We start from the raw sequence: 22,712 nt of genomic DNA on the forward strand, positions 1-22,712 counted from the left end.
AGCCACCACCACGGCTAGGGGCGCCGCAGTTAACAGCAGCAAAATCACGGCAGTCCAGTCCGTGTACATCGCTCAGAGGCCAAACCGGAGTCATCATCCCAGTAAGCCGTTCTGGTTGCCGATCCCCATGGCACGGATATCTCCCATGGCTCTGATATTTCGATCAGCCCTTGCAGTGGGGGCCATCAGCATTGGTTTGCTCCTGGGGCAGCCAAGCCGGGCCGGGGTGGAGTTTGACAATTGCCAGCCCACCGCCGATGGCGGCATCAGCTGCGATACCCGTCCCACCGGCAATACCCAGATGGATGACGAGGCGGCCCGCTTTGGACTCTTTAACGACGCCAGCCCCGGCTGGAGCGAGTTTGATCCCGATCAGGGCTTTGAGGACGACCTCGGTGGCAACGACACCTGATTGCCCCGGCTGCCATGCCCTGGACGCCTCGCTGATTGAACGCCTGCATGCTGTGCAGCAGCGGCATGGCTATCTGCCGCGGGCTGAGTTGCAGCAGCTGGCGGTTGCCATGCAGCGCCCCCTAAGCGATGTGATGGGGGTGGCCAGTTTTTATCACCTGTTTCGCCTTGTTCCCCCGCCATTGCACCGCTGTGTGGTGTGTCGTGGCACCGCCTGCTTTGTGCGGGGGGCGGAGCGGCTGGAGGCGGGCCTACGGCGGCGGGGGGTGGCGTTTGAGACCGCCAGTTGTGTGGGGGCCTGCGGCCAGGCACCGGTGCTGGTGATAGATGGCACTGTTGGTTACGGCGATCCCGGTGCGCTGCCAGAACAATGAAGGCGGCCATCTCCTGGCGCTGTTGTGATGCCACCTCCTGCCGGGCGGCGGGGGCAGCGGCCCTGCGGCAGAGCTTGGTGGCCCAGCACGGGGCGGAGCGGGTGAAGTCGGTGGGCTGCCTGCGGCTGTGTGGTCAAGGTCCCCTCGCCGCCGCAGACCACGAAGATGGCCGCGTCGAGTTGTTTGGCGGCGTGGCCGCTGAGCGCCAGCTGGATCCGCAGCATCCCTTCTTCACCCTGCAGCGATCCGTGGTGCTGGAGCGCTGTGGCCTGGTGGACCCCGGCTGCCTCGAAGATGCCCTTGCCCAAGGCGCCTACGCGGCCCTCGCCGTCTGCCGGCAGCTGGCACCGAAAGCCGTGGTGGAGGAGCTGGAGCGCAGCGGGCTGCGGGGCCGCGGCGGGGCCGGCTATCCCACCGGCCGCAAATGGCAGTTGGTGGCGGCTCAGCCGGGCAGCAGCAAGGTGGTGGTGTGCAATGCCGATGAGGGCGACCCGGGTGCCTTCATGGACCGGGCCGTGCTGGAGGGCGATCCCCACCGGCTGCTGGAGGGCATGGCGATCGCAGCCCATGCCGTTGGTGCCAATGAAGGCTTCATTTACGTGCGGGCCGAATACCCATTGGCCATTGAGCGGTTGCGCGGCGCTATCGCTGCTGCTGAGGCCAGGGGTCTGCTGGCGGGCTTCGCTATGCAGCTGCGCATCGGTGCCGGGGCCTACGTGTGCGGCGAGGAAACGGCTCTGCTGCATTCGATCGAGGGGGGACGGGGCACGCCGCGGCCGCGGCCGCCCTATCCGGCGGTGTCGGGCTTGTGGGGCCTGCCCACCTTGATCAATAACGTTGAAACCTTTGCCGCCGTGCCGGCGATCTTGCGGCAGGGCGGCGCCTGGTATGGCGCCATGGGTACTGCCACCAGCAAGGGCACCAAGGTGTTTGCCCTCTCTGGTGCCATCACCCACACCGGCTTGATCGAGGTGGAGATGGGCACCAGCCTGCGCACCATCGTTGAAACGATGGGAGGAGGGGTGCCTGCTAACCCCAACGGCAGTCTCGGCGTGGTGAAGGCGTTGCAAACCGGTGGCCCCTCGGGCGGATGCGTGCCGGCGGCGCTGCTCGATACCCCGGTCGACTACGAGGGACTGCAGGCGCTGGGATCAATCATGGGTTCGGGCGGCATGGTGGTGATCGACGAGTCGCTGGCGATGCCTGAACTGGCCCGCTATTTCATGGGCTTCTGCGTGGCCGAGAGCTGCGGCAAGTGCCTGCCATGCCGGGCCGGCACGGTGCAGCTGGAGCAGCTGCTCGATCGCTTCGTGGAGCGGCGCGCCACCGGCGCGGATCTCGTGCAGCTCGAGCAGCTTTGCGGCATGGTCAAGGCCACCAGCCTTTGTGGGCTGGGCCAGTCGGCTCCCAATCCGGTGCTGAGCACCTTGCGCTTTTTTCGCGCTGAATATGAGGCGGCCATCGCCGGGGCTGGGCCATGACCCAGGCGTCACCCAGCATCACCCTGCAGATCAACGGCCAACCCTGCACGGTGGCGGCCGATGCAACGCTGCTGCAGGCGATCCGCAGCGCCGGTTTGCAAGTGCCCACCCTCTGTCACCTCGATGGCCTTACCCCCGTGGGGGCCTGCCGGCTTTGTTTGGTGGACCTTGAGGGCCACCCCAAACTCGAGCCGGCCTGCGTCACCACCGCAGCTGAAGGGATGGTGGTTCATACCCACACACCGGAGCTGGAGAGCTACCGGCGCATGGCGGTGGAGCTGTTCTTCGCAGAGGGAAATCATGTGTGTGCCTTCTGCGTGGCCAATGGCGCCTGCGAGCTGCAGGACGTGGCGGTGGAGGTGGGCATGGACCACTCCCGTTTCCCCTACCAGTACCCCCAGCGCCATGTCGACGCTTCCCACGCCCTATTTGGGCTAGATCACCACCGCTGCATTCTTTGCACCCGTTGCGTGCGGATGTGCGACGAGATCGAAGGGGCGCACGTATGGGATGTGGGCTACAGGGGCAGCGCCTGTTCGATCATTGCCGGCCTCGACCAGCCCTGGGGCGAGGTGGAAGCCTGCACCTCCTGCGGCAAGTGCGTGGATGCGTGCCCCACCGGCGCCCTGTTCCGTAAGCAGGACGCCACCGCCGAGAAGCAGCCCCACCCCGAGCGGGCCCAGCAGCTGGCTGAAGCGCGCACTGACCGCCGCTGGCGCAACCAATGACCACTCCCCAGGTGCAACCCCCAAAGCTGCGATTTGCCACGGTGTGGCTGGCCGGCTGCAGCGGCTGCCATATGTCGTTCCTCGATCTTGATGAATGGCTCTTTGAGTTCGCCGCAGCGGTCAAGATCGTCTACTCACCGGTGGCGAGCGACATCAAGGTGTTTCCCGAGGGGGTGGATCTGTGCCTGGTGGAGGGGGCGGTGGCTAATGCCGACAACCTCGCGCTGGCGCTGCAGCTGCGGGCCCGCAGCAAGTTGGTGGTGTCCTTTGGTGATTGCGCCGTGAGCGCCAACGTGCCGGGCCTGCGCAATCTCTGGGCCGGAGTGGCTGGTGGCAGCCGCCAGAGCGTGCTGGAGCGCGGTTATGTGGAGCTGGCCGATCGCGGCGCCCAGCATCCCCATGCCCCCGGCATCGTGCCGGAGCTGCTGGAGCGAGTGCTGCCGCTGCATGAGGTGATTGCGGTCGATCACTTCCTGCCGGGTTGTCCGCCCTCGGCGGAGCGGATCCGGGAGTTTCTGGAAGACCTACTGCGCGGCGAGCGGCCGCAGCAGCAGGGCGCTGAGCAGCTGAGGTTTGGCTGAGGGCTGGCAGGTTTCCGGTTTAAGGCGACTGGTGCTGCGCCCAAGATGGAACAGAATTAGTTTGATTGGGACTGGATCTTTATATGGAATTGCCAGCATGAAAATCCTCCTGGTGGGTGCTCTGGCGATACTTGCGCTGACTTCAGGAGGTAAGGCCCGGGCCTCTGAAGCGAGGTTTGCGCTTGAGATCTCCACCCCCAAGCGTCTCCTGAATCTGCCTTCGGGATCCGCGGTGACTGCCCAGGGCGGGCGCTTCTGGGTTTTCGGTGACGATAGCCCTTGGGCCTACGAATTGGATAACAGTCTCTCCATTAAGGACAAACATCAACTGGGAACCTTCTCGCTGGACCCAGCCGGACGAATTGCTAAGCAGTTCAAGCCTGATTTGGAATCATCGGCGGCGATTCGGCTCAATGGATTCGATCATCAGGTGGTGCTCGGATCTGGTAGTGAGGCCGGTTTGCGGGAAAGGGGGTATCTGATCCGTGAGAACAGGGATGGCGCTGGTGGTGGGATTGGGGTTGAAGTCAAGGAATTTCAACTGGCTCCTCTTTATGCACAGCTGAAGAAGGTGGGAGGGCTTGATCGTCTAAATATTGAGGGCCTGATCGTGGCAGGTCCGCAAGTGCTGCTCTTGAAACGGGTTAACGCTGGTGGGAACATGATATTTGCGATACCCAAGGAAGAATTTATTGATTATGTTCAGGGCCGCCGCTCCAGTGTTTCGAGGCCTGAGGACATTCCTGTCCGTTTGCCTGCTGTAGATGGTTTTGAGGCGGGTCTTTCGGGGGGTGAATACTGGCCTGAGCGCGATAGTTTGGTCTACACAGCTTCTGTAGAGGCTACGGGAAATGCATATGCTGATGGCGCAGTGCTGGGTAGTTTTGTTGGAGTGATACCCCGGCGTAATTTGCGGTCAAACGTATTGCTTGACTTGGTGGATGCGGCCATCCCTCTCAGTCGAGATGGGCGCATTGTCTTGACCAAGGCCGAATCCATCACTGTTGAGTCTGGGAGCCTGCGCAAGATCAAAGGAGTTATTGTTAGCGATAATGATGATGGTACTAGCGAATTCTTTTGGTATCAGCTCGTGGCTTATTAATGCTCTTTCTCTTATCTCTTCCTTGGTGTTTATCCATGTGCTTGGCGCCAGGGCCTGCGTACACAGCACTTCAAGTCTGACTAAGCCATGACCCGCGCGATCACGATCGATCCGGTGACCCGCATCGAGGGCCACGCCAAGATCACCCTGCATCTCGATCAGTCGGGCCGGATCACTGATGCCCGCTTCCACGTGGTCGAGTATCGCGGCTTCGAAACCTTTTGTGAGGGCCGGCCCTTCACGGAAATGGCGGGTATTACGGCGCGCATCTGCGGCATCTGCCCGGTGAGCCACCTGCTGGCCGCGGCGAAAACCGGCGACAAGTTGCTGGCCGTGCAGCCGCCTGCGGCGGCCCGCAAGTTGCGGCGGCTGCTGAACCTGGCCCAGATCTGCCAAAGCCACTCCCTCTCGTTTTTTCACCTCAGCAGCCCCGATTTCCTGCTGGGTTGGGATAGCGATCCGGCCAAGCGCAACGTGTTTGGCCTGATGGCGGCCGATCCGGAGCTGGCCCGAGCCGGCATCCGCCTGCGCCAATTTGGCCAGCAGCTCATCGAGCAGCTGGCGGGCCGCAAGATCCATGCGGCTTGGGCGGTGCCCGGGGGCGTTCGCACGCCGATGACGCCTGAGACGGCGGCCTGGATCCATCAGCGCTTGCCCGAAGCCGAAGCCACGGTGCGGCTGGCCTTGGAGGTGTTTCAGCGCTTGCTGGATCAGCAGCTGGCTGAAGAGCAGCGAGTGTTTGGCACCTTCGACTCCCTGTTCATGGGCCTGGTGGACGACCAGGGTCAGTGGTCGTGCATCGATGGCCTGTTGCGGCTGGTGGACAGCAGCGGCGCCGTGGTGGCCGATGGCCTCTCAGAAGACGACTACGTCAGCTTCTTGGGCGAGGCGGTGGAGAGCTGGAGCTACCTGAAATTCCCTTATTACAAGCCCCTTGGCTATCCGGAGGGGATGTATCGAGTGGGCCCCCTGGCGCGCCTGAATGTGTGCGAGCGGATCGGCACCCCCTGGGCCGATGCCGAGCTGGCGGCCTTTCGCGCCCGCAACGGCACAACTGCCAGCGGCGGCCGGATTGCTAACTCGTCGTTTGCTTATCACCATGCCCGTCTGGTGGAGATCGTGGCTTGTCTGGAGGCGATCGGCCAGCTGGCGCAGGATCCCGAGCTGCAATCCCCCCACGTGCGCAGCCATGCCAGCCTCAACGCCAACGAGGCGGTGGGGGTGAGCGAGGCGCCCCGGGGCACGTTGTTCCACCACTACCGGGTAGATGACGACGGCCTAATCACCCGGGTGAACCTGATCATCGCCACCGGCCAAAACAACCTGGCGATGAACCGCACCGTTGCTCAGATCGCCCGCCACTACCTCGGCCCCGCGCCACTTGCCGAGGGCGCCGAAATCCCTGAGGCCCTGCTCAACCGGGTGGAGGCGGGCATTCGCTGCTTTGATCCCTGCCTGAGCTGCAGCACCCATGCAGCCGGTCAGATGCCGCTGCGAATAGAGCTTGTGGATGCCACTGGGCGGCGGTTAGCGGAGCGGGTGCGGGATTAAGGGGGCAACCCCAGGGCAATGGGTCCGATCTCCAAGCTCTTCAGGATCAAGATGTCAGCTCTAGAAGCCCACGCTGGTCTCCCCGATCCCCATGGCTGAAGTGCTGCTGCTGTCGGTTCCAGTGTTCGGCCATGTCAAGCCGATGCTGGCCCTGGCCCGTGCTCTGGTGGCTGATGGCCATCGGGTGCGTTGGCTGGCGGTGGAGGCGTTTCGAGCGCGGGTGGAGAGCACCGGGGCGGTGTTCTGTGCAATGCGGGAGGGTTTTGATTACTCCCTGCCTGAGAAGGTGCCGCAGACCCTGCAGCAGCGACGACAGGCTTTGCGCGGTTTGGCCCAGCTGCGCTTCGATCTTGATGTCTTTTTCATTCAGCCTTCCCAGGGGTTCTGCCTGGATCTGCTGGCTCTCCACGATGAGCAAGCTGCCGACCTGGTGGTTTGCGACAGTTTTTTAATGGCCGGTGCCTGGTGGAGTGAGCGCACCGGGCGGCCCTGGGTGCAGTTGTGCTGCACTGTGCTCACGTGCCCCAGTCGCGCGGTGGCACCGTTCGGCCTGGCCTTGCCGCCCGATGACTCTCTGCTTGGGCGGTGGCGCAATAGGGTCCTGCGGCTGTTGACACGCAGCTTGCTGTTCCGCTCGCTGCGTACCAGCGCCGACCAGGCCCGTGCCGGGCTCTGCTTGCCACCTCGACGGCCCTGGCTGTTCGATCAGGTGTCTGCCGATCTGGTGCTCAGTGGCACCGTGGCGGCATTTGAGTATCCCCGGCCTGATCTGCCAGCTCAGGTCAGCTTCGTGGGTCCGCTGCTGGAGGAAGAGCAGGAGGCCTTCACTCCCCCCTCCTGGTGGGGTGACCTCGATGGCGTCACGGTGGTGCATGTGAGTCAAGGCACTATCAACACCGATCCCTCGTTGCTGCTGCGACCCACGATTGAGGCCTTGGCGGATCAACCGCTGTTGCTGGTGGTCACCACCGGCCGGTCAGATGGATCCATCGAGGCGCTTGGCGCGTTGCCTGCGAACGTGCGAGCGGCTGGTTATCTCCCTTACGGGTTCTTGCTGCCCAAGGTGGCCTTGATGATCACCAACGGTGGCTACCAGGGCGTGCAGGCCGCCTTGAGCTTCGGGGTGCCCCTAGTTACGGCCGGTGCCGGCGAGGACAAGCCGGAGGTCTGTGCTCGCCTCCAGCGCACCGGAGCTTCCTTGGATCTCGGCACCGCTCACCCCCAGGCCACCGCTATCCGTGCTGCGGTGCAGGAGGTGCTCACCGACCCGTCCTATCGGGCCGCAGCCCAGACCCTGGCGGCGCAAATGGCCGCTGCTGGAGGAGCTGCGGAAGCTGCTCGCAGGATCAACTTGGTGCTGGACAAGCAACGCCTCGATGCGGATCAGGTCATCGCCGCCAACAATTAGGAGCTCGCCTCCCCCCTCACTTGCTTTGCCATGCAGCAGCACCCCCAGGGCAGCCGCCTGGTGATCGGCATCGGCAACAGCCTGCGCGGTGACGACGGGGTTGGGGCCTTGCTGGCCGAACAGGTGGGGGGACGCAGCGTGCAGCAGCTCACCCCGGAGCTGGCGGCGGAGCTGGCCGAGCTGGAGGCGGTGCTGTTTATCGATGCCTGGCTGGCGCCGGCCGGCGCGGCTCCCCGGATCACCTCGATCTCGCTTGCCGCGGGTGCGGCCGAGAGCCACCGGCTGGAGCCGGCCCAGCTGCTGGCGATCAGCCAGGCGCTCTACGGCTGTGCCCCTGCCGCCCACCTGCTCCAGGTGCCGGCGACGCGCTTCGACCATGGCACCACGCTCTCGGCTGAGCTTCAGGCCGCCCTGCCCCAGGCCCAGGCACTCATGCAGGGCTGGCTGGCGCGCCATGCATGAGCTCAGCCTGATGGAGGCGGTGCGCGATCAGTCGTTGGCGGCCGCCAACGCTGAGGGTGCCACTCGCATCACGGCGATCAGCCTGCGGATCGGCAGCCTGGCCGGGGTGGAGCCTGAGGCGTTGCGCTTTGCGCACACGGTGGTGATGGCCGGCACGATCGCGGCGGGCGCCGAGCTGCGCATTGAGATTGTGATCGCCCGCTTTTTTTGTGAGCCCTGTCAGCAGGCGTTCGATACCGAACAGGGCGATTGCCTTTGCCTCCGCTGCGGCAGCTTCAGCCGCCGGCTGCTGCAAGGCCGCGAGCTGGAGCTGACCTCGCTAGAGCTCAGTTGAAAGCAGCATTGGCATTTTTTCAGTTTCAAACCTCATCGATGCCAAGTGGAACTACAGCATCGAGTAAGAAGCCCAATTGGCGGAGCAATTAGATTGCTAGTAGTTCGTTTCATCGGAATTTTTGCCTAATGAACCCAATTCAGAGCTTCTAATGTCAGCCCCAACCGTTCTTGTAACCGGAGCTTCCAGCGGAATTGGTGCGGCGACAGCTCGCCTATTGCTGGAGCGCGGCTGGCGTGTGTTTGCAGCTGCTCGACGGCTGGAGGCAATGGAGCCCCTGGCCGCCTTGGGTGCCGAGGTGATGGCACTGGATCTAAGCGATGACGACTCACGCCGCGAGCTCGCTGAGCAGCTCACAGCCAAGGTGGGTGCCCTCGATGCGCTGGTCAACAATGCTGGCTTCGGTGAAGTGGGTCCGCTTGAGACATTGGCCCTGGATCGAGCCCGGGCGATTTTCGAAGTCAACGTCTTTGGGCTGATGGGTCTCACCCAGCAGTTGTTACCTGCCATGCGCGAGCGAGGTCGCGGTCGCATCGTCAATATCTCCTCGATTGCCGGTCGCTGGGTTTCACCCGGATCGGGCTGGTACGGGGCCAGCAAGTTTGCGCTTGAGGCACTGAGCGATGCCTTGCGACTCGAGCTCAAGGCCTTCGGTGTCAGCGTGGTGGTGGTTGAGCCGGGCGTGATCGCTACCGACTTTGCCAACGTGGCCTCCCCTTCGATGGAGGGATCCTTGTCTTGCAGTACCTACGGCAACATGATGCGTGCCGTTCGCAAGAGCTGGGATGCCGTCTACCGGGGTGCCTCCCCGCCGCTAGAGGTGGCACTAACAATCGAGCGAGCTCTCACCGACCCCACCCCATCAGCTCGTTACCTCTGCGGTCACCAGTCAGCCTCAGTGATCGCCAGCCGGATCCTGCCAACCCGACTGTGGGACAGCCTGGTTCGCATTCAGATGACCTGATGACTGTTATCACCTGTGGTGCTCTGAACCTTGCAGGGACGGAGGCCCATGGCCGTCGTTTCGGAAGGATTCCGGGTGGTGCCTAGCCTGGAAACGGCCCTTGTTCTTAGCTGCCATGTGCCGCGACTGCTCCTGCGGACAGCCGGCGCTTGAGCCGCTCCTACAACCAACCCGCCAGCTACCCCTGCACACGGCCCTGCTGCAGCGCAACGATGCCCAGGCGGCCGGCCTGCGCCAGCGCTTCGAAGCCGCAGGGGTCACGGTGGTGAACCTGCTCTCCTCGCCCGGCTCGGGCAAAACCGCCCTGCTCGAAGCCCTGGCCCAGCGCCTCGATCCCGCCGGTTTGGCGGTGATCGTGGGCGATCTGGCCACCGACAACGACGCCCGCCGCCTCCAGGCCGCCGGGCTGGCGGCGGTGCAGATCACCACTGGCCAGGCCTGCCACCTGGAGGCGCCAATGGTGGCCGAGGGTCTGCATCGCCTCCAACACCAGGGCATCAGCCTTGAGCAGCTTGAACTGCTGGTGATCGAGAACGTCGGCAACCTGGTGTGTCCCGGCGCCTACGACCTGGGAGAGAGCTTGCGGGTGGTGCTGCTCTCCACCACCGAGGGAGAAGACAAGCCGCTCAAATACGCGCCGATCTTCCATGGCGCCGATCTGGTGCTGATCACCAAGATCGACCTGGCCGAGGCGGTGGGTTTCGATCGCGCCGCCGCCCACGCCGCCATCGCCCGCGTCGCCCCCCACGCCTCCGTGCTGGAAACCTCTGCCCGCAGCGGCGCCGGCCTCGACGCCCTGAGCAACGCCCTGGCGCGATGAATGTGGCGCGGCTGCGCCTGTGGTGCCGTGGCGTGGTGCAGGGCGTGGGTTTTCGGCCCCTAGTGCATCGCCTGGCCGCCGAGCTGCAGCTGGTGGGCGAGGTGGAAAACGTCGCTGGCGCCGTCAGGCTGGAGTTGCAGGGGGAGCGCCGTTCGCTGGAGCTGCTGCTGCGGCGCTTGCCCGAGGCGTTGCAGCCCCCCGGCGCTCTTGAGCCACTGGCGCCCGAGTGGCTCCCGCCCCTCGTTCCGGCGCCACCTGGCCTGCGCATCGCCGCCGCCACCGCCCAACTCCTGGGCGCCAGCCTGATCGCCCCGTCCCTCGCCGCCGATCTGGCCCCCTGCCCCACCTGTTTGGCCGAGCTCCACGACCCCGGCAACCGCCGCCACCGCTACCCCTTCATCAGCTGCAGCCACTGCGGGCCCCGCTACTCGATCGCCAGCGCCGAGCCCTACGCCCGCGCCCACACCAGCTTGGCTGGCTTCCGCCTGTGCGCTCTCTGCCAGCAGGAGTTCGACGATCCGTCTGATCGCCGCTTCCACGCCGAAACGATCGGCTGCCCCGCCTGCGGGCCCCGGCTGCAGTGGCAGGGAGCCGGGGCCGGCGGCGGGGATCCGCTGGCGGCGGGCCTGGCCCTGCTGGCGGCGGGCGGGATTCTGGCCCTCCAGGGGGTGGGCGGCTTCCAGCTGCTGGTGGCTGCCGGCGATCCGGCGGCGGTGGCCCGGTTGCGCCAGCGCAAGCAGCGGCCCGCCAAGCCCCTGGCCCTGCTGGTAGCCGATCTGGAACAGATCCCTGCTGCCGTGGAGTTGTCTGCAGCAGAACGGCTCCAGCTGCAGCACCCGGCCGCGCCGATCGTGCTGCTGCGGTTGCGGCCAGGCCAGCGCCAGCCCTTCACCGGGGTGGCCCCCGGCAGCACCGCTTTGGGGGTGATGCTGCCGGCTTCGCCGTTGCACCAGCTGCTGGCGGCGGGTTTTGGCCGCCCCCTGGTGGCCACCAGCGGCAACCGCAGCGGCGAGCCCCTCTGCCTCGATCCGGCCGAGGCCCTTGATCGCCTCGCCGGCATCGCCGATGGCTTCCTGCTGCACAACCGCCCGATCGCCCGCCGCCTCGACGACTCGGTGTTGCAGCTGATCGAAGGGCGGCCGGTGCTGCTGCGCCGGGCCCGCGGCTACGCCCCCCAGGCCCTAGCTCTGCAGGCCCCGCCCGGCCCCGCCCTGGCCCTCGGCGGCGATCTCAAAAGTGCGCCGGCCCTGGCGCTCGGCGGCCGCGTTTGGCTGGCGCCACTGCTGGGTGATCTGGCTGGGCCCCTGCCGCAGCAGCTGTTGAGCGAGGGGCTCGAGCAGCTGCTGGAGCGCCCTGGCCCCGGGCTCGCCGCCCTGGCCTGCGATGGCCATCCCGGCTACGCCAGCTACCAGCTGGCCGCGGCGGCGGCCCGGCGGCTGGGGCTGCCGTTGCAGCTGGTGCAGCACCACCGCGCCCACGGCCTGGCGGTGGCGGCGGAGCACGGCCTGCAGCTGCCCCAGCTGGTGTGGGCCTGCGACGGCCTTGGCTATGGCGAGCCGGCCGAGGCGAGCGGCCACCGGCTCTGGGGCGGCGAGCTGCTCTGGCTCACGGCCAGCGGGGCCGAGCGTTGGGCCTGCCTGCGCCCCTTTCCCCTGCCCGGCGGCGAGCGGGCCATGGCCGAACCCCGCCGGGCCGCCCTGGGCCTGCTGGCCGCGGCCGGCCCGGAGTCCTTGAGCCATCCGGGGGCCGCTGCTTGCCGGGCTGCTTTCAGTCCCGGCGACTGGCAGCTGCTGCTGCAGGCCATCGCCAGCGGCTGCCATAGCCCGCTTTGCTCCAGCACTGGCCGCCTGTTTGATGCGGCCGCTTCCCTGCTGGATCTGTGCCAGCGCAGCAGCTTTGAGGGGGAGGCGGGGCTACTGCTGGAGGGCCTAGCCCTGCAGGCCCCGCCTCCGCAGGTGGCGCCCATGCCGCTGCTGCCGGCTGCGGGGCTGCAGCTTGGCTGGCTCGATTGGCAGCCCCTTTTGCAGAGCTTGTTGAACGCGAGAGCTGCAGGGGTGTCGCCGCAGGAGAGCGCTGCCTGCTTCCACGCTTCCCTGGCGGCCGGCTTGGCCGGTGCCGCGGCTAAGGCGGCTGGGCGCCTTGGTGCCACCACCGTGCTGCTGGCCGGTGGCTGCTTCCAGAACCGCCTGCTGCTGGAGCGCAGCGCCGCTGCCCTGCGCGCGGCCGGCCTGGTGCCCCGCTGGGCTGAGCAGCTGCCCAGCAACGACGGCGGCCTGGCCCTAGGCCAGCTTTGGGCAGCTCTGGCTGATCTCCCTATAACGAAGTAGAGCGTGGAGGCCTACCCATGTGCCTGGCCACCCCCGGCCTGATCTTGACGATCACCGGTTCGCCTGCGGATGCCGGCCCTGATGCGGAGCTGTGGCGCCAGGCCGAGGTGGATTTCGGTGGTGTGCGCCAGTGGGTGAGCCTGGCCTGCTTGCCGGAGGCGGCGGTGGGCGATCGGGTGCTGGTGCACGTGGGCATGGCCCTGAGCGTCGTGCTCGCTGACGATCCCGCCGAGGAGCCATGAGCACTATTGATGGCAACGAGGCCGTGGCCCGGGTGGCCTACCGCCTCAATGAGGTGATCGCCATCTACCCGATCACGCCGGCCTCGCCGATGGGTGAGTGGGCTGATGCCTGGGCCGCGGAGGGCAGGCCCAACCTCTGGGGCACGGTGCCGTCGGTGGTGGAGCTGCAGAGCGAAGCGGGTGCTGCCGGCACGGTGCATGGCGCCCTGCAGGCCGGGGCGCTCACCACCACCTTCACGGCCAGCCAGGGGCTGCTGTTGATGATCCCCAACCTCTACAAGCTGGCGGGGGAGCTCACCCCGGCGGTGCTGCACGTGGCGGCCCGCTCCTTGGCGGCCCAGGGCCTGTCGATCTTTGGCGATCACAGCGATGTGATGGCCACCCGCGGTAGCGGTTGCGGGATTCTCTGCTCGGCGTCGGTGCAGGAGGCGGGCGACTTTGCCGCCATTGCTGCCCTGCTCAGCCTGCGCAGCCGGCTGCCGTTCCTGCATGTGTTCGATGGCTTTCGCACCTCCCACGAGATCCAGAAGATCGCGCCGCTCAGCGACGGCCAGCTGCTCGAGCTCATGCCCGCGGCGGAGATCAGTGCCCACCGCGCCCGCGCCCTCAGCCCCAATCGGCCGGTGATCCGCGGCACCAGCCAAAACCCAGACGTCTACTTCCAGGCGCGCGAATCGATAAATCGCTTCTACGACGCGGCCCCGGACCATCTGATCGAGGCGATGGCGCGCTTTGGCGAGCTCACTGGTCGCCACTACCGCCCCTACGACTACGTCGGCCCCGCCGCTGCCGAGCGGGTGCTGGTGCTGATGGGGTCGGGCTGCGAGACCGCCGTGGAGGCGGCTGAGGCGTTGCAGGCCGCCGGCGAGGGGGTGGGGGTGCTGAAGGTGCGCCTGTTTCGGCCCTTTGCGGCCCGGCTGCTGGTGGAGGCCCTGCCGGCCAGTACCCGGGCGATCGCCGTGCTCGATCGCTGCAAGGAGCCTGGCGCCGCTGGCGAGCCTCTCTACCTAGATGTGGTGGCAGCCCTGGCCGAGGAGTGGGCTGCCGTGCATGGGGGGGTGCATGGGCCAGCAGCGTTGCCGGCGGTGCTGGGTGGCCGCTACGGGCTGTCGTCGAAGGAGTTCACCCCGGCGATGGTGAAGGCGGTATTTGATCATTTGCGGCCCCTGCTGGCAGCTGGTCAGCCCCGCCCGCTCAACCACTTCACGGTGGGCATCGACGACGACCTCACCCACCGCTCCCTGCCCCTCGACGCTGACGTCGAACACGGCTTCCACACCGACGCAGCTGAGGTGCGTGCCGTGTTTTACGGCCTGGGCTCCGATGGCACGGTGGGGGCAAACAAGGCGGCGATCAAGATCATTGGCGAGGGCACGGATTTGTATGCCCAGGGCTATTTCGTTTACGACTCCAAAAAGTCGGGTTCGGTCACGGTGTCGCACCTGCGCTTTGGGCCCCAGCCGATCCGCTCCACCTACCTGATCCAGCGGCCCACGTTTGTGGCCTGCCACCAGTGGGATTTCGTCGAGCGCTTCGATCTGCTGGCTGGCATCGAGCCCGGGGGCGTGTTTCTGCTCAATAGCCCCTTTGCGCCAGCAGACACCTGGGCGCGGCTGCCGGAAGCCCTGCGCGCTCAGATCCGCAGCAAGGGGATTCAGGTGCAGCAGATCAATGCCTACCAAGTGGCGCGCCAGGCGGGCATGGGGCCCCACATCAACACGGTGATGCAGGCCTGCTTCTTTGCACTCAGCGGTGTGCTGCCGCGCCAAGAAGCCCTCGCCCGGATTCGCCACTCGATCGAAACCAGCTACCGCCGTAAGGGTGAGGCCGTGGTGGCGATGAATCTGGCGGCCCTCGACGCCAGCCTCGAGCACCTGGTGCCCCTCGATTGGTCGAGCCTCGACGGCTCCGGCCCGGAGCCATTGCGGGAGGACCGGCTCACTGGTGCCCCGGATTTTGTGCGGGAGGTGATCGGGCCGATGCTGGATCGCCGCGGCGATGCCCTGCCGGTGAGTGCCCTGCCCTGTGACGGCACCTGGCCGGTGGGCACGGCCCGCTGGGAGAAGCGCAACATCGCCGCTGCGGTGCCGGTGTGGGAAACAGACCTGTGCGTGCAGTGCGGCAAGTGCGTGCTGGTGTGCCCCCATGCGGTGATCCGCGCCAAGGTGGGCGCCCCTGATCTCTTCGCCGCAGCCCCCGAGGGCTTCCGCACTGCCCCCGCCCGCGACCCCGCCTTTGCCGGCCAAACCTTCACCATCCAGGTGGCCGCCGAAGACTGCACCGGCTGCGCCCTGTGCGTGGAGGTATGCCCCGCCCGCGACCGCAGCGAGCCCAAGCGCAAGGCGATCAACATGGCGCCGCAGCGGCCGTTGCGTGAGCAGGCCCGCGGCAACTGGGACTTTTTCCTGCAGCTGCCCGAGGTGCCCCGCGCCGAGCTCAACCTGCACAAGATCGGCCAGCAGCAGCTGCAGCAGCCATTGTTTGAGTTTTCCGGCGCCTGCGGCGGCTGCGGCGAAACGCCATACCTCAAGCTCGCCTCCCAGCTGTTCGGCGATCGGATGCTGATTGCCAATGCCACCGGTTGCAGCTCGATCTACGGCGGCAACCTGCCCACCACCCCCTGGAGCGCCAACGCCGAAGGACGGGGCCCGGCCTGGAGCAATTCCCTGTTCGAAGACAACGCCGAATTCGGCTACGGGATGCGGGTGGCGCGTGACCAGCAGCGCCAGATGGCCCTCGATCTGCTGGAGCGGTTGGCGGGCCAGCTTGAGCCTGCCGAGCTGCCGCCCCCCTTGCTGGAGGCCCTGCGCAACGCCGACCAGAGCGATGAAGTCGGCATTGTCGAGCAGCGCCAGCGGGTGGCCGAGCTCAAGGGGCGTTTGGCGGGAATGGAGCACCCGGAAGCCCGCCAGCTGCTGGAGCTCGCCGATGCCCTGGTGAAAACCAGCGTCTGGCTGGTGGGCGGCGATGGCTGGGCCTACGACATCGGCTTCGGTGGGCTCGACCACGTGCTCGCCAGTGGCCGCGACGTCAACGCCCTGGTGCTCGACACCGAGGTGTACTCCAACACCGGCGGCCAGGCCTCCAAAAGCACCCCCCGGGGGGCGGTGGCCAAGTTTGCCGCCGCCGGCAAGACGGCCCCCAAAAAAGACCTGGGCCTGATGGCGATGACCTACGGCACCGTCTACGTAGCAAGTGTGGCGATGGGGGCCCGCGACGAGCACACCACCCGCGTATTTCTGGAGGCCGAGAGCTACCCGGGGCCTTCGCTGATCATTGCCTACTCCCACTGCATCGCCCACGGCATCGATATGGCCCAGGGCATGGCGCACCAGAAGCTGGCGGTGGATTCGGGCCGCTGGCTGCTCTACCGCTACGACCCGCGCCGAGCCGAGCGCGGCGAGACTCCCCTGCAACTCGACAGCCCGGCGCCAAAGCGCTCGCTCAAGGAGGCGATGGAGCAGGAAAACCGCTTCCGCATGCTGCGCTACAGCCAGCCGGAGCGGGCCCAGGCCCTGGTGCGCCAGGCCCAGCGGGAGCTCGAATGCCGCTGGGCCACCTATCGGGCCCTGGCCCAGTCAGCCCCCAAACCATGATCCCCGACCTCTCCACCACCTATCTCGGCCTGGCCCTGCGCAGCCCCCTGGTGGTGGGCGCTGCCGCGCCCCTCAGCGAGGAGCTAGGCCAGCTGCAGGCCCTGGAGCGGGCCGGGGCGGCGGCGATCGTGCTGCATTCGCTGTTTGAGGAGCAGATCGAGCAGGAGCAGCTTGACCTGCACCGCCATGCCATGGCCGGCACCGATAGCTATGGCGAGGCGCTCAGCTACGTGCCGGAGCCATCGATCTTCCATGGCGGGGAAGACATCTACCTGCGCCACCTGGAGCAGGCCTGCCAGCATTTGGCGGTGCCCGTGATCGCCAGCCTCAATGGCACTAAGGCGGGCCGCTGGGTGGAGTCGGCGCGGCGGATTGAGGCGGCCGGCGCCTCGGCCCTGGAGCTCAACATCTATGCCATTCCCACCGACCCCGAGCTCTCCAGCGCCGCCATCGAAGCCGAGGTGGAGGAGATCGTGCGCCAAGTGCGCGCTGAGGTGCGCCTGCCCCTAGCCGTGAAGCTCAGCCCCTTTTTCACCAACCTCAGCGCCATGGCCCGGCGCCTGGCCGCGGCGGGCGCCGATGGGCTGGTGCTGTTCAACCGCTTCTACCAGCCCGATATCGACATCGAGACCATGGAGGTGCGGCCCAACCTGCTGCTCTCCACCCCCCACGACCTGCGACTACCGCTGCGCTGGATCGCTCTGCTGCACGGCTGCCAGCCCCTGGATCTGGCCGCCAGTGGCGGTGTGCACCGGGGCACCGATGTGGTGCGGCTGTTGATGGCGGGGGCTGCGGTTACCCAGGTGGTGGGGGCGTTGCTGCGCCACGGCCCCGAGCGCCTGGCGGGCCTGGAGCAGGAGCTCTCCATCTGGCTGATGGAGCACGAGGTGGCCAGCGTGGCGGAGCTGGTGGGCTGTATGAGCCAGCAGCGCTGCCCCAATCCGGCCGAATACGAGCGGGCCCAATACATGCGCGCCATTCAGGGCTACCGCCCCGCCGATGCCCGCCAGGCGCCTGGCCCCTGGTGAGTGCCGCCCTGCAAAGCCAAATCAATGGCCGGGTTGCTGAGCTGGCGGCCCTGCTTGCTGCCACTGCCAGCCGCCCCTGGACCCTGATGGAGGTGTGCGGCGGTCAGACCCACGCCATCCTGCGTTGGGGGCTTGATCAATTGCTGCCACCGGGGCTGCGGCTGATTCATGGACCGGGCTGTCCGGTGTGCGTTACGCCGGCCGAGCGCCTCGATGCGGCCCTGGCGCTGGCGGCCTGCCCGGAGGTGATCCTCTGCTCCTACGGCGACATGCTGCGGGTGCCAGGCAGCGCCGCCGGCGCCGATCTGCTCGGCGCGCGGGCTGCAGGCGGCGACGTGCGCCTGCTCACCTCGCCCCTACAGGCCATTGCCCTGGCCCAGGCGTGCCCTGCGCGCCAGGTGGTGTTTTTGGCGGTGGGCTTTGAAACCACGGCACCGGCCACCGCCCTGCTGCTGCGCCAGGCCCGGGCCCTGGGGCTCACCAACCTCACGGTGCTGCTGGCGCACGTGCGGGTGGCGCCGGCGATGGCGGCATTGCTGCAGGAGCCAGGCAACCAGGTGCAGGGATTTTTGGCGGCGGGCCATGTGGGGGCGGTGATGGGCACCGCCGAGCTAGGGCAGTTGGTGCGGCGCCACCGGGTGCCGGTGGTGGTCACGGGCTTTGAGCCTGCCGATGTGATGGCCGGGCTGCTGCGACTGGTGCAGTTGCTGGAGGCGGGCACCCCGGCGCTTGCCAATGCCTACGGCCGGGTGGTGCGCCAGCAGGGCAACGGCGCCGCCCAGGCCATTATGAAGGAGGTGTTTGCGGTGGTGGACCAGCCCTGGCGGGGTTTGGGCCCCATCGCCGCTGGTGGCTATGAGCTGGCTGCGGCCTACCGCGACTTCGATGCGCTGCTGCGGTTTTGTCTGCCCTCAGCAGCGGTTTCCCCGCCGCCGGAGCCCCTAGCCAGCCCCTGCATCAGCGGCCTGATCCTGCAGGGCCGCGCCCTCCCTCCCGACTGCCCGGCCTTCGGCTCGGCCTGCACCCCGGAGCGACCCCTGGGGGCACCGATGGTGTCGAGCGAAGGGGCCTGTGCCGCCTACCACCGCTACCGGCCGCCGCCGCCATGAGCGACTGCATCCAGCTGGCCCATGGCGGCGGCGGCACCCTGATGCAGCAGCTGATCAACCAGGAGCTGCGGGCCCTCTACGCCGATCCGGCCCAGGTGCTGCACGATGCGGCCCGGCTCGAATTGCCGCCCGGCCCGCTCGCTTTCAGCACCGACGGCTACGTGGTGCAGCCGCTGGAATTTCCCGGTGGTGATATCGGCAGCCTGGCGGTGATCGGCACCGCCAATGATTTAGCGATGGCGGGCGCCCGGCCTCTGCATCTGAGTGTGGCGTTGCTGCTGGAGGAGGGCTTGCCGCTGGCGCTGCTGCGGCGCTTTGTGGCCTCGATGGCTGCGGCTGCGCGGGCCTGCGAGCTCACGATCGTTACCGGCGACACCAAGGTGGTGGAACGGGGCAAGGCCGACGGCATATTCATCACCACCAGCGGCATCGGGGCGGTGCAGGCGCCGATGCCGATTCACCCTACGGCGATTCGCCCGGGCGATCAGCTGCTGCTGAGCGGCGACCTGGGCCGCCATGGCGTGGCAATCCTGGCCGCTCGCCATGGCTTGGCCCTGGTGCCGCCCGTGCTCAGCGACTGCGCGCCGCTCTGGCCCCAGGTGCGGGCCCTGCTGGAGGCCGGGGTTCGGATTCACTGCCTGCGCGACCTCACTCGCGGCGGCCTGGCCAGTGCCCTGCAGGAGCTAGCGGAGGCGGCCGCGGTGGAGCTGGCGATTGAGGAGGCGCGCCTGCCGGTGCTGGAGCCTGTGGCGCGCACCTGTGAGCTGCTGGGCTTTGAACCTCTGCACCTGGCCAATGAGGGTCGCTTTGTGGTGGTGGTGCCGCCATCGGCCCGCGATCAGGCCCAGACCCTGCTGGCGGCCAGTGGCGGAGCCTGGATCGGCAGTGTGCGGCCGGCCAGCCAGGGAGCGCGGGTGCTGCTTACCACTTCTTTTGGCACCGAGCGCCTGCTGCTGCCCCTCAGCGGCGAGCTGCTGCCCCGCATTTGCTGAACCCGTCAGCTGTCTTAGGGTGAACTGACGCCCCTGCCAAGAGTTGTGGGTCGATGGATCTCACCCCTTTTCTGAGCAGCCTGGAGGGCACCACCCTCGACCAGGTGCTGTTGTCGGTGGCGGTCAGCGGCAAGGTGGCGATCGCCATGAAGGGTCGCTTTCTGCTCCGATCAGTGTGCGAGAGCTTTCAAGACCGCACCCGCATCGGCTGTGCCGTCACCGATGAGGCCACCTGCCTGGAGTATCTGGCGCGGGAGCCCTACGAGCTGTTGATTTGCACCGACTACCTGGAGGACGGCAATGGCTTTGAGCTGGCCCGCAAGGCGCGCAGTGCCCATCAGGGCTTGCGGGTGGTAGTGCTGGCCCTGGGGGATGTGATCCCGGCCCAATACGTTGAGGCTTCCTGGTTGGAGGCGGTAGTTGCGGAAGCCGATTTCATCGGCGATCAGCGACCCCTGCAGGCAGCGGTGCTGGCGGTGATGGGGCAGCACTCCTACCGCAGCCCTTCGCTGCGTTCCGGCACCCTGCCCTACCTGAGTTGCCCGCGGCTCACTAAGCGCGAATACGAAGTGCTGGATCTGCTGGCCAGCGGCCTCACCGATCGGGAGATTGCTGAGCGACTGGTGGTGAGCGAGGAAACCGCCAAGACCTATACCAAGCGACTGCTCAAGACCCTCGACGTCAATAACAGGTTGCAGGCCGTGCTCAAGGGCATGCGCTGCGGCATGGTGCAGCTCTGAGCCCCCTTACATATTGTCCCCGTATGGGGGGCTCGGTAAACCTGCCCAGCAGCGCACACTCAACCCAGGGCCCTACCGGGTTCTTTGCGGCCGCCCAGCCCTGTGTGCCATGACCACCTCCCTCCCCGCTCCAAGTCTCACCATTGGTGAATTGGAAGCGAACTATCCGCTTTATTGCAAGGCCATGCGCCTGTTGATTCGCGAGGGCAAGACGATCGCCAAGGTGCGCCGTACGGTTTGCTGGCAGCGGCTGGAGATCCTGCACAATTGCCTGCCGACTCAATACCGCGAGCCCGATTATTTATTCGCCTTGCTGCAGCGGGAGTTGAGCGCCGGCCTCTAGGCGTCGCTTACTTTTTCCAGCTGGGGATCGAGAACCCACAGGGCTAAGCCGCCGCCCCGTCCCCTGGCCAGCAGCCAGCCGTTATCTGCGGCGCCTGAGCGAGCGATCAGGGCGAAAAATGGGCGCCGGCGTTGCTCCGGCTGCTGGCTGATCGCTTGTCGCCAGAGCCTTTGGCGACCGAGCCGCAATTCCAGCTGGTCAAACCAAAACTCCAATAACGGCCTGCGGCCCCGCAGATTGCCGCTGCCGCTGAAGCGCAGCTGCAACGCCCCGAGCTGAACGCTGTTCAGCACCGTTAGATCACCCTGTTCCAGAGAAGGGGCATCTGGAGGGGCATCTCGTGTGGCGATGCTCAAACTTGCCTGCAGGCCCCGCAGCAGGGCTGCCGTGGCGGGGTTGGGTTGGGCCCTGCCCTTGCTCCAGAGCAGCTGGAGCCGCCAGCGGCCACACAGCTGCTCTGCCGTAATCCCGGAGCCCTGGCGACGGCTGAGTCGCTCAAGGGCCAGCGCCTGTTCGCCACTGGGAATTTCGCTGGTGGGAATTTCGCTACTAGGCATTTCGCTACTAGGCATCAGACGTCGAAGTTGGCTTTGAGGTAGCGCTCCAAAAAGGTGCCTGGTGGTAGCTCGGGGGGCAATTCAAATTTCATGCCTAAGTAGGTCTGAAAGGCATCGTCTGAAAACCACATCAACTGGGCTTGGAAGTTGACCATGCCCGTGCCCACCACCTCGGTAAGGGTGAGATCGCAGCTGGTGGCCACCGGTAGATCCACCTGCCGTTGGCGATCACGCAAAGTCCTGTGCGGCTTAGGTCCCACAGGGTGATGACCCACTGATTCCCGTCGGCAGTGCGGAGGGAGCCGCGGGGGGCAATGGCGAAGGGAATGACTTTGCGCTCGTCTTGACGGTTGTCGGCCGAGCCCCTACGGCTGAGGCCGCTGCGCCTATCGAGGCCACTGCGGCGATCTTGCCGCTGTTCATCTTTGAGCCAATCTTGAACGCCACGTTGTTGGTCGCTTTCGCGTCGTTCGCCGCCGCTGCGCCGGTCGTTCGTGTTCAGTTTCTGAAAGCGACCTTCACCCCCCATGACGTACTGAAGTTGGGCATAAGAGTCCTTAAAGCCTGTCATAGCTCAGGTCTAGCTTCAGTTTTCGCGGAATTGGTTGATCTTGATGCGCTTACGGCGCTCGACGCCCTGCAGTGGCTGCGTACGTGTGAAGAGGTCTCTAAGCGCTTCGGCCTAAGTCAGGCCACCGTCAGCAGGCAATCGCGAAAATGTCTTGATCTTTTTGGTCTTGACTTCCAACGCATCGAGGGCGAGTGGAACACCGTTGGCGATTCGATGATCTTGGCGCTGGAGCGCGGCGTTCATCAAGTGGCGAGGTGGCAGGGGCTTAGGCCCCTGCGCCTGGAGGCCACCTATTGGTCAGGCCCCTTGTTGTGCACTCCTGTACCAGATAGTTGGATTCTTGGCCTTGCCAATATTGTTGGAGTGCCGCGTAATTTTCAGCTAGTTAGGGAGCGGATTGTTGATGTCTGCCTCACCGGCTTGCCTGATGGTCCATCTGCCGGCGACCCTGAGCTGACTTCGATTGAGCTATCGAAGATGCCGGTATTTTTTGTTGTTAGGCCGGGTCATCCTTTGATTAATCAAGCCCAGCTGTCCTTTGCTGATATTGCCCAATATCCAACCCTTGCGCTGCCACCAGGCTCCTATCCCCAAGTTGAGGCTTGCCTAAAGAAGCTCGGCTTCTGGAATGATCACGTGCGAATGTTTCGCTATAAGCGTGAAAATTGGGAGGGGAAAACGGAGGCAGAGCTCACTATCGGCTATGCCACTTCACTCAGCATGGAAATTTCTGGAGGTGATCTAGTCAGGCTTCCCCTGGAATTGCCATTTTCCTCTGGGGAGGTGCTTGTATGCCGCCGAGATTTTATTGATCATCCCCGTTTGCTTTCCTTGCAGGCTTTGCTGCTTTCCCGTCTCGCTGGTTTAGGGAGACTCTGGAGAACCAGTGCCATTCGCGGGACAATGGCCCTGTAATCGCTGACCAGGACTGAGGTAATGGGTGGCAAGCAGCTCGGCTTCTCTGATTACGAGCTCACCACCGCCAAAAAGC

At 66.0% G+C, this 22,712-nt stretch carries 23 protein-coding genes; 21 read left to right on the forward strand and 2 right to left on the reverse strand.

What is annotated here, in order from left to right; all coding sequences use genetic code 11:
- Positions 1–127 precede the first annotated feature (127 nt).
- The 20 genes from KBY75_RS09875 (at position 128) to KBY75_RS09970 (ending at position 20,593) form a co-directional block, all read left to right on the forward strand.
- On the forward strand, positions 128–412 hold the full coding sequence (locus KBY75_RS09875; protein WP_255023781.1) for a hypothetical protein: 285 nt from the start codon (positions 128–130) through the stop codon (positions 410–412).
- Positions 396–785, forward strand: coding sequence for an NAD(P)H-dependent oxidoreductase subunit E (locus tag KBY75_RS09880; RefSeq protein WP_255023782.1), 390 nt, complete (start codon positions 396–398; stop codon positions 783–785). The genes KBY75_RS09875 and KBY75_RS09880 overlap by 17 nt, the downstream gene beginning before the upstream one ends.
- Complete coding sequence (locus KBY75_RS09885) at positions 782–2,266, forward strand: NuoF family protein (RefSeq protein WP_255023783.1); 1,485 nt, start codon at positions 782–784, stop codon at positions 2,264–2,266. The genes KBY75_RS09880 and KBY75_RS09885 overlap by 4 nt, the downstream gene beginning before the upstream one ends.
- Positions 2,263–2,994 carry a bidirectional hydrogenase complex protein HoxU gene (hoxU, locus tag KBY75_RS09890; RefSeq protein ID WP_255023784.1) on the forward strand — a complete coding sequence of 244 codons (732 nt, stop codon included), beginning with the start codon at positions 2,263–2,265 and terminating at the stop codon, positions 2,992–2,994. The genes KBY75_RS09885 and hoxU overlap by 4 nt, the downstream gene beginning before the upstream one ends.
- A complete protein-coding gene (locus KBY75_RS09895) occupies positions 2,991–3,575 on the forward strand; it encodes an oxidoreductase (protein WP_255023785.1) in 585 nt (194 codons plus the stop codon). The genes hoxU and KBY75_RS09895 overlap by 4 nt, the downstream gene beginning before the upstream one ends.
- 97 nt (positions 3,576–3,672) lie before the next feature.
- A complete protein-coding gene (locus KBY75_RS09900) occupies positions 3,673–4,677 on the forward strand; it encodes a DUF6929 family protein (RefSeq protein ID WP_255023786.1) in 1,005 nt (334 codons plus the stop codon).
- A gap of 87 nt (positions 4,678–4,764) precedes the next feature.
- Positions 4,765–6,228: a Ni/Fe hydrogenase subunit alpha gene (locus KBY75_RS09905; RefSeq protein ID WP_255023787.1), complete on the forward strand. Its 1,464-nt coding sequence runs from the start codon at positions 4,765–4,767 to the stop codon at positions 6,226–6,228.
- Positions 6,229–6,319: 91 nt separating this feature from the next.
- Positions 6,320–7,636, forward strand: coding sequence for a glycosyltransferase (locus KBY75_RS09910; protein WP_255023788.1), 1,317 nt, complete (start codon positions 6,320–6,322; stop codon positions 7,634–7,636).
- A gap of 30 nt (positions 7,637–7,666) precedes the next feature.
- Positions 7,667–8,098, forward strand: coding sequence for a hydrogenase maturation protease (locus KBY75_RS09915; protein ID WP_254935679.1), 432 nt, complete (start codon positions 7,667–7,669; stop codon positions 8,096–8,098).
- Entirely contained in the window at positions 8,091–8,432 is a 342-nt protein-coding gene (gene hypA, locus KBY75_RS09920) for a hydrogenase maturation nickel metallochaperone HypA (RefSeq protein ID WP_255023789.1), read from the forward strand. The genes KBY75_RS09915 and hypA overlap by 8 nt, the downstream gene beginning before the upstream one ends.
- A 151-nt stretch (positions 8,433–8,583) precedes the next feature.
- Positions 8,584–9,396: an SDR family NAD(P)-dependent oxidoreductase gene (locus KBY75_RS09925; protein WP_255023790.1), complete on the forward strand. Its 813-nt coding sequence runs from the start codon at positions 8,584–8,586 to the stop codon at positions 9,394–9,396.
- Positions 9,397–9,511: 115 nt separating this feature from the next.
- Entirely contained in the window at positions 9,512–10,216 is a 705-nt protein-coding gene (gene hypB, locus KBY75_RS09930) for a hydrogenase nickel incorporation protein HypB (RefSeq protein WP_255023791.1), read from the forward strand.
- A complete protein-coding gene (gene hypF / locus KBY75_RS09935) occupies positions 10,213–12,543 on the forward strand; it encodes a carbamoyltransferase HypF (protein ID WP_255023792.1) in 2,331 nt (776 codons plus the stop codon). The genes hypB and hypF overlap by 4 nt, the downstream gene beginning before the upstream one ends.
- A gap of 17 nt (positions 12,544–12,560) precedes the next feature.
- A complete protein-coding gene (locus KBY75_RS09940; RefSeq protein ID WP_255023793.1) occupies positions 12,561–12,785 on the forward strand; it encodes a HypC/HybG/HupF family hydrogenase formation chaperone in 225 nt (74 codons plus the stop codon).
- Positions 12,782–16,381: a pyruvate:ferredoxin (flavodoxin) oxidoreductase gene (gene nifJ, locus KBY75_RS09945; protein ID WP_255023794.1), complete on the forward strand. Its 3,600-nt coding sequence runs from the start codon at positions 12,782–12,784 to the stop codon at positions 16,379–16,381. Before KBY75_RS09940 ends, nifJ begins: the two co-directional genes overlap by 4 nt.
- Complete coding sequence (locus KBY75_RS09950) at positions 16,378–17,409, forward strand: dihydroorotate dehydrogenase-like protein (protein WP_254935686.1); 1,032 nt, start codon at positions 16,378–16,380, stop codon at positions 17,407–17,409. Before nifJ ends, KBY75_RS09950 begins: the two co-directional genes overlap by 4 nt.
- Before the next feature lie 86 nt (positions 17,410–17,495).
- Entirely contained in the window at positions 17,496–18,518 is a 1,023-nt protein-coding gene (gene hypD / locus KBY75_RS09955; protein ID WP_396096679.1) for a hydrogenase formation protein HypD, read from the forward strand.
- Complete coding sequence (hypE, locus tag KBY75_RS09960; protein WP_255023795.1) at positions 18,515–19,510, forward strand: hydrogenase expression/formation protein HypE; 996 nt, start codon at positions 18,515–18,517, stop codon at positions 19,508–19,510. The genes hypD and hypE overlap by 4 nt, the downstream gene beginning before the upstream one ends.
- A 53-nt stretch (positions 19,511–19,563) precedes the next feature.
- Positions 19,564–20,250 (forward strand): response regulator transcription factor, encoded by a 687-nt coding sequence (locus KBY75_RS09965; RefSeq protein ID WP_254935689.1) that lies wholly within the window; start codon positions 19,564–19,566, stop codon positions 20,248–20,250.
- Positions 20,251–20,359: 109 nt separating this feature from the next.
- Positions 20,360–20,593: a DUF3136 domain-containing protein gene (locus tag KBY75_RS09970; protein ID WP_254935690.1), complete on the forward strand. Its 234-nt coding sequence runs from the start codon at positions 20,360–20,362 to the stop codon at positions 20,591–20,593.
- On the opposite strand, the gene KBY75_RS09975 is transcribed toward KBY75_RS09970, so the two are convergent.
- Both KBY75_RS09975 and KBY75_RS09980 read right to left on the reverse strand, forming a co-directional pair.
- Positions 20,590–21,150 carry a hypothetical protein gene (locus tag KBY75_RS09975; protein WP_255023796.1) on the reverse strand — a complete coding sequence of 187 codons (561 nt, stop codon included), beginning with the start codon at positions 21,148–21,150 and terminating at the stop codon, positions 20,590–20,592. The two genes, KBY75_RS09970 and KBY75_RS09975, sit on opposite strands and share 4 nt — an antisense overlap.
- A 14-nt stretch (positions 21,151–21,164) precedes the next feature.
- Positions 21,165–21,386 (reverse strand): hypothetical protein, encoded by a 222-nt coding sequence (locus tag KBY75_RS09980; RefSeq protein WP_255023797.1) that lies wholly within the window; start codon positions 21,384–21,386, stop codon positions 21,165–21,167.
- Positions 21,387–21,586: 200 nt separating this feature from the next.
- On the opposite strand from KBY75_RS09980, the gene KBY75_RS09985 reads away from it, so the two are divergent.
- The gene (locus KBY75_RS09985) at positions 21,587–22,636 is read left to right on the forward strand and encodes a LysR family transcriptional regulator substrate-binding protein (RefSeq protein ID WP_255023798.1); all 1,050 of its coding nucleotides are present in this window, start codon (positions 21,587–21,589) and stop codon (positions 22,634–22,636) included.
- The last annotated feature ends 76 nt before the right edge of the window (positions 22,637–22,712 follow it).

This window comes from Cyanobium sp. T1G-Tous (genome assembly GCF_024345455.1).
Taxonomy (GTDB): domain Bacteria; phylum Cyanobacteriota; class Cyanobacteriia; order PCC-6307; family Cyanobiaceae; genus Cyanobium_A.

Excerpts from the sequence above, each read along its gene's own strand:
- KBY75_RS09875 (WP_255023781.1), top strand. The coding sequence starts at position 128 with ATGGCACGGATATCTCCCATGGCTCTGATATTTCGATCAGCCCTTGCA.
- KBY75_RS09885 (WP_255023783.1), top strand. The coding sequence starts at position 782 with ATGAAGGCGGCCATCTCCTGGCGCTGTTGTGATGCCACCTCCTGCCGG.
- hoxU (WP_255023784.1), top strand. The coding sequence starts at position 2,263 with ATGACCCAGGCGTCACCCAGCATCACCCTGCAGATCAACGGCCAACCC.
- KBY75_RS09895 (WP_255023785.1), top strand. The coding sequence starts at position 2,991 with ATGACCACTCCCCAGGTGCAACCCCCAAAGCTGCGATTTGCCACGGTG.
- KBY75_RS09900 (WP_255023786.1), top strand. The coding sequence starts at position 3,673 with ATGAAAATCCTCCTGGTGGGTGCTCTGGCGATACTTGCGCTGACTTCA.
- KBY75_RS09905 (WP_255023787.1), top strand. The coding sequence starts at position 4,765 with ATGACCCGCGCGATCACGATCGATCCGGTGACCCGCATCGAGGGCCAC.
- KBY75_RS09910 (WP_255023788.1), top strand. The coding sequence starts at position 6,320 with ATGGCTGAAGTGCTGCTGCTGTCGGTTCCAGTGTTCGGCCATGTCAAG.
- KBY75_RS09915 (WP_254935679.1), top strand. The coding sequence starts at position 7,667 with ATGCAGCAGCACCCCCAGGGCAGCCGCCTGGTGATCGGCATCGGCAAC.
- hypA (WP_255023789.1), top strand. The coding sequence starts at position 8,091 with ATGCATGAGCTCAGCCTGATGGAGGCGGTGCGCGATCAGTCGTTGGCG.
- KBY75_RS09925 (WP_255023790.1), top strand. The coding sequence starts at position 8,584 with ATGTCAGCCCCAACCGTTCTTGTAACCGGAGCTTCCAGCGGAATTGGT.
- hypB (WP_255023791.1), top strand. The coding sequence starts at position 9,512 with ATGTGCCGCGACTGCTCCTGCGGACAGCCGGCGCTTGAGCCGCTCCTA.
- hypF (WP_255023792.1), top strand. The coding sequence starts at position 10,213 with ATGAATGTGGCGCGGCTGCGCCTGTGGTGCCGTGGCGTGGTGCAGGGC.
- KBY75_RS09940 (WP_255023793.1), top strand. The coding sequence starts at position 12,561 with ATGTGCCTGGCCACCCCCGGCCTGATCTTGACGATCACCGGTTCGCCT.
- nifJ (WP_255023794.1), top strand. The coding sequence starts at position 12,782 with ATGAGCACTATTGATGGCAACGAGGCCGTGGCCCGGGTGGCCTACCGC.
- KBY75_RS09950 (WP_254935686.1), top strand. The coding sequence starts at position 16,378 with ATGATCCCCGACCTCTCCACCACCTATCTCGGCCTGGCCCTGCGCAGC.
- hypD (WP_396096679.1), top strand. The coding sequence starts at position 17,496 with ATGGAGGTGTGCGGCGGTCAGACCCACGCCATCCTGCGTTGGGGGCTT.
- hypE (WP_255023795.1), top strand. The coding sequence starts at position 18,515 with ATGAGCGACTGCATCCAGCTGGCCCATGGCGGCGGCGGCACCCTGATG.
- KBY75_RS09965 (WP_254935689.1), top strand. The coding sequence starts at position 19,564 with ATGGATCTCACCCCTTTTCTGAGCAGCCTGGAGGGCACCACCCTCGAC.
- KBY75_RS09970 (WP_254935690.1), top strand. The coding sequence starts at position 20,360 with ATGACCACCTCCCTCCCCGCTCCAAGTCTCACCATTGGTGAATTGGAA.
- KBY75_RS09975 (WP_255023796.1), bottom strand. The coding sequence starts at position 21,150 with ATGCCTAGTAGCGAAATTCCCACCAGCGAAATTCCCAGTGGCGAACAG.